The organism is Sulfobacillus harzensis (genome assembly GCF_012933365.1).
Lineage (GTDB): Bacteria > Bacillota > Sulfobacillia > Sulfobacillales > Sulfobacillaceae > Sulfobacillus_B > Sulfobacillus_B harzensis.
In genome coordinates this window covers 1-4,942 of sequence record NZ_JABBVZ010000165.1, presented here as the reverse complement: position 1 = coordinate 4,942, position 4,942 = coordinate 1, and the positions used below count along the sequence as shown (strand labels likewise).

General features: G+C 55.6%; 6 protein-coding genes. All 6 read left to right on the top strand.

Annotated elements, in window-relative coordinates; translation table 11 throughout:
• Nucleotides 1–84: 84 nt before the first annotated feature.
• The 6 genes from HIJ39_RS21420 to HIJ39_RS21395 all read left to right on the top strand — a co-directional run bounded on the left by HIJ39_RS21420 (nucleotide 85) and on the right by HIJ39_RS21395 (nucleotide 4,907).
• On the top strand, nucleotides 85–942 hold the full coding sequence (locus HIJ39_RS21420; RefSeq protein ID WP_169103073.1) for a substrate-binding periplasmic protein: 858 nt from the start codon (nucleotides 85–87) through the stop codon (nucleotides 940–942).
• A gap of 69 nt (nucleotides 943–1,011) precedes the next feature.
• Nucleotides 1,012–1,662 (top strand): amino acid ABC transporter permease, encoded by a 651-nt coding sequence (locus tag HIJ39_RS21415; RefSeq protein WP_243239894.1) that lies wholly within the window; start codon nucleotides 1,012–1,014, stop codon nucleotides 1,660–1,662.
• A gap of 10 nt (nucleotides 1,663–1,672) precedes the next feature.
• Nucleotides 1,673–2,452: an amino acid ABC transporter ATP-binding protein gene (locus HIJ39_RS21410; protein WP_420824590.1), complete on the top strand. Its 780-nt coding sequence runs from the start codon at nucleotides 1,673–1,675 to the stop codon at nucleotides 2,450–2,452.
• A complete protein-coding gene (locus HIJ39_RS21405; protein ID WP_169103070.1) occupies nucleotides 2,452–3,096 on the top strand; it encodes an ABC transporter permease subunit in 645 nt (214 codons plus the stop codon). Before HIJ39_RS21410 ends, HIJ39_RS21405 begins: the two co-directional genes overlap by 1 nt.
• Nucleotides 3,097–3,323: 227 nt before the next feature.
• Nucleotides 3,324–4,094 carry a CpsB/CapC family capsule biosynthesis tyrosine phosphatase gene (locus HIJ39_RS21400; protein WP_169103069.1) on the top strand — a complete coding sequence of 257 codons (771 nt, stop codon included), beginning with the start codon at nucleotides 3,324–3,326 and terminating at the stop codon, nucleotides 4,092–4,094.
• Nucleotides 4,095–4,214: 120 nt separating this feature from the next.
• The gene (locus HIJ39_RS21395; RefSeq protein ID WP_243239891.1) at nucleotides 4,215–4,907 is read left to right on the top strand and encodes an ABC transporter substrate-binding protein; all 693 of its coding nucleotides are present in this window, start codon (nucleotides 4,215–4,217) and stop codon (nucleotides 4,905–4,907) included.
• Nucleotides 4,908–4,942 lie beyond the last annotated feature (35 nt).

Below are 4,942 nucleotides of genomic sequence, written 5' to 3'. Positions count from 1 at the left end.
GGTCGCAGAGGTCCCGGGATTTCACAAAAATCAATGAGAACAACAGGTTTCACACAAAAAACTAAGGTAGGAGGAACCATAACGTTGGGTAATCTATCGAAAATAAGCATGGCCGCCGCATTGGGCGTCGGCACGTTTCTCTTGGCTGGCTGTGGCTCTAGTGCCGGCGCAAGCAACACCTTGCTTGGTCAGGTGAAGTCCACCCACCAGTTAATCATTGCGGAGTCGGCCTTTGCCCCGCAAGACTATCAAAATCCCCAGACGAAACAGTGGACCGGCTACGACGTAGATATTTTACGTGGTTTCGCCAAGTCGCTGGGCGCGAAGCTGAAAATCGATGCCTTGCCATTCTCCTCGTCGATTCAAGCGGTAGCCGACAAGCGAGCTGACATCACGATTGACATCTATAAAACAGCGAATCGTGCGAAGGTGCTCTCCTTTAGCCGACCCATGCTGAATTACGACGATGCCATAGCCGTCAATTCGCAAAGTCCAGGAGTGACTCAGGACAGTGTTTCGGCCCTGAAAGGCAAGACCATTGCGGTGGTCACCGGTTCGGCCGAGGTGCCTGAAGCCCAGGCCGTTCCGGGAGCGAACGTGACCCAATACGGATCGGTGGCCGAAAGTTTCTTGGCGCTTTCGGAAGGCCGCGTAGCCGCCGACTTCCAACCGGACACAGACATCGCCTGGGCCAAGAGGCAAAATCCGTCCTTGCATATCAAGATCTTAGGCGCCGTCCCGGCCTCCATCTCGCCGCCCATCCAAAGTCTTCGCGGATACTTTGGGGTTCCCAAGGGCAGCTACAGCCAGAGCTTTCTCAACAAGCTCAACGCGTATCTGAAGACGATAGCTGAGAACGGCACGGAGCAAAAGATCCTCGATAAGTATGGCATGACGAGCCCGGTGTTCCTGAAAGGCATCAGTTCTGCTCCCAATTCCTAGTGAGAAGGCTGACGGGGGGCGGTCCCCCCGTCTGACTCAAGTGTCGGGGAGGTAAGACTGTTGCAGACAATGTTGCATGCGTGGATTCAGTATTTGCCGTTTTTCTTGAAGGGAGTCGGGGTGACGCTGGAGTTAACCGGCGCCTCGCTGGCCGTGGCGTTGGGCTTCGGATTTCTTTTGGCCCTGGCACGCCTCTCCAAGATTCGCATCCTGGAGGGTTTTGCCACGGCTTTTGTCGAGATTATCCGCGCTATCCCGGTGCTGATCATTTTGTTTTGGGTGTATTACGGACTCCCACAGTTTGGGGTGAAACTACCCGGACCTCTTGCCGCAATCGTGAGTCTGGGCGCCTTTTACGCCACGCTCTACGGGGAAATTTTTCGCGGCGGCATCCTGGGTGTCGATCGGGGCCAACGCGAAGCGGCTCAGGCGCTTGGCATGCCGAGCGGCACCGTGATGCGGAAAATCATTCTGCCGCAAGCCTTCTTTGCCATTTTGCCGCCTTCCACCAACCAGTTGAGTAACCTCATCAAGGATACCTCGCTGGTGTTCACCATTGGTGTGGCCGACTTGATGTTTCAGGCCAATGCGGCCTCTGCCAACAACTTTTTGCCGCTCGACATGCTGCTACTGGCGGGGATTATCTATTTTATTTTCTATCTAGTCTTGTCCAAACTCTTAGCGAGGTGGGAGCTCAATGTCCAAAGACGTCGCGGTTAGGGTCACGAATATGACCAAACGGTTCGGCGACCAGTTGGTATTTGAAAACGTGTCGCTGGATGTCCATAAGAGCGAAGTGGTGGCAATTATCGGGCCCAGTGGGGCGGGTAAAAGCACCTTTATCCGCTGCATCAACCGGCTCCATCCCTTTGACGAAGGAACCCTGGAGATCCTGAACTACACCATTGAAGGCGGCAAAGCGGATCCGCCGCGACAGGTTCTCCAGGACATTCGTACCCGGGTTGGCATGGTTTTTCAAACCTTTAATCTCTTTCCCCATCTCACAGTGATGGAGAACATTATCCTGGCGCCCATGGAAGTGAAGCGCAAGACACGGCCTGAGGCGGAAAAGCGTGCTATGGAGCTGCTGGATGTGGTGGGATTGGCGCATAAGGCGGAGATGTATCCGAAGCGCCTCTCCGGAGGTGAACAGCAGCGGGTGGCGCTGTGTCGGGCACTCGCAATGGATCCGGAAATTATGCTGTTTGACGAGCCAACCTCAATGCTTGACCCGGAATTGGTGGGCGAGGTCCTATCCGCCATTCGGGATTTGGCTAAGGGCGGCATGACGATGATTTTGGTCACCCACGAAATGATGTTCGCGAAGGAAGTGGCGGATACGGTGGTGTTTATGGCAGACCATACCGTCGTGGAGAAGGGGCCGGCGCGCCAAGTGCTGGAACATCCACAGACGGAACGTGCCCAGCAGTTTCTCCACCGCGTCTTAAAGCCGCTTGATCGCTCCGGAGGCGAACTAAAGTCGGTGGCGAGCCAAGGAGGCGAGCGCTAGTGCATGTTGTTGCGCTCTACCTGGGAGCCTTCCTCTCGGGAGCCGGCAAGGATGTGGTGTTGACCATTGTCTCCACCATTCTCTCGATTATTATCGGGATCTTGGCAGCGGCCGGGAGGCTCTATGGTCCGAAAGTGGTGCAGTTGATTATCGCCTGGTATGTGGAGATTATCCGCGGTCTGCCGGCGATTTTACAGCTGTTCATCATTTACCTGGGCTTCAACCAGATCGGCGTCACGTTTTCGCCTTTGACTGCTGCGCTTATCTGGTTGGTAGCTTACGGTGTTGGGTATGCGGTCGAGATTTTCCGCTCGGGCATCATGGAGGTGGCGCAGGGACAGCGCGAGGCCGCAATGGCGTTGGGGCTGAGCTCTTCGACCACCATGCGAAAAATCATTGTTCCGCAAGCCATGACCGCGATGTTGCCGCCCTTGGTGAGTTTCGTGGTTCTGCAGTTGAAAAACACCACCATGCTTTATCTGGTGGGCTTCGCGGATGTCATGTACCAAGCCCGTTTGGGTACTGACGCCACGGAAAAGCCGGGAACCCTCTATCTCATGGCGGCGTTGATCTACCTGATTCTAAGCCTTGTTATCGGCCGCATCGGAATGCGCTTGGAACGGCGAGCCGCCGTCTATCGATAGAAGGTCGGAAAAGGAGGCTGTCCTTAACCGGGGCAGTCTTCTTTTTTAGCCAAAACGGGTAGTGGCTTAACCCGCGATCCGGCGATAGGAGCAAGCCTTTTCCTTATGCGGCGTACGCCATCGGTAGCCCAACGGAGTCCTAGCCTTTTCGCCACTCCCGAAAAAGGGAATCGTACGGCGGCTGTCGAATCCCTTCTCTTATCCTACCGTACGGGAGAGAGAACTTCGTGATCGATTTGCATGCCCATGTGCTGGCCGGCTTGGATGATGGACCGAAGACTTGGCAAGATGCTGAAGCGGTATGGAAACAAGCGGTGCAGGATGGCACCCGCACTATTGTGGCAGTCGCTCACGCCAACGACAATCATTTTGAGGTGCAAACCGCCGCCTATCACTCAGCGTTGGCCCGGGCCCGCTCCATGATCGCAGCCCAAAATCTGCCCTTAGCGTTGGTTCCAGCCATGGAAGTGCGGTTGGGTCCGGATTTGGCCGAGGGATATCTGGCTGGACGGTACCTTCCCATCGGCGACTCGCGCTATCTCTGTGTGGAGCTTCCGCCCAACGATTTCCCCGCTTACACCCTGGATGTCCTGTATCAATTAACGCTCGAGGGCCTCCGCATTCTCTTGATTCACCCGGAGCGAAACCGGGGCGTGCGCCGTCGTCCGGAATTAGCCGAGCGGCTGATGCGGATGGAGATATTAGGGGTGGCCTCGGCGGGATCAGTGTTGGGACAATTTGGTCCCGAAGTCGAAGCCGCCAGTCTCGAACTGATGGAATCGGGTCTCATTCAAAGTGTGGCCAGTGATGGCCACTCTGTGGCCAAGCGACCCTTGCGGCTCTCTCCGGTGGTGGAAATGCTATCGCGCCGCTTTGGCGAGGAAGAGACTCGCTGGATGATGGAGGCCGTCCCAGCGTTGATTTTGCAAGGCAGGCCGGTAGAGCTGGCGCCCCGCAAGCGTCTCGGTTGGCATCGCTGGATCATCGCTCGCCGTTAGTCGAACTGTGTCGAACGGCAACGCGCTACCCCTTTATCAGGAAAAACTCTCGAAGACGTCGAAATTGTCCGTGTTCCCGGACAGTTTTTGGCATGACGAGACTTTTGCGAAGGGGAGACCATGATGAGGATTCGCCGCATTGCATTGGGAGCTGCGTCCGCCCTTGCGGCTGCTGTGGTAATGGCAGGCTGCGGGTCCGCGCCCACCAAAACGAGCCCCAGCGCCGCGAACAAGCCGGCCGCAGGGGGGACGATTGTCTATGCATTACCCTCCGATACCAATTTGACTTGGTTCTTTCCGTTGGCGAACCTGTCGAACAACAGCTTGTACAATTTTCAGCTTGTCGACCAGTTGTACAAGCCCTTAATTTGGATTAACGACAAGTACGGCATTGACTGGAAAGACTCCATTGCCCAAAAGATTACCTATAACAAGGCGGGCACCGTCTACCATGTCTTCATGAATCCCCGTTGGAAATGGTCGGATGGGACGCCCGTGACCAGCTCTGACGTGCTATGGACATGGAAGATTATTCAGGCCATCTCCAATAAGAACGCGCCGACTCCCTGGCCCTATGTGGGGGCGGGAACCGGGGACATTCCCGCTGGCGTTCAGAGCGTGACCGCCAATGGCAAATATGAGTTTACGGTGACGCTCAAGCAGCCGGCCAACCAGGAGTGGTTTATCTATAACGGGCTCTCGCAATTGCTACCGTTGCCTGAGCAGGCTTGGAACAAGTATCCCGGAAACATTACCCAGGAGATTTCCTATTTGAGGGTTTTTCATAACTGGACAAATCACGGCTGTGGATAAGTGCTCCCCCTTGATGATGCCCTTTCCAACGTTCT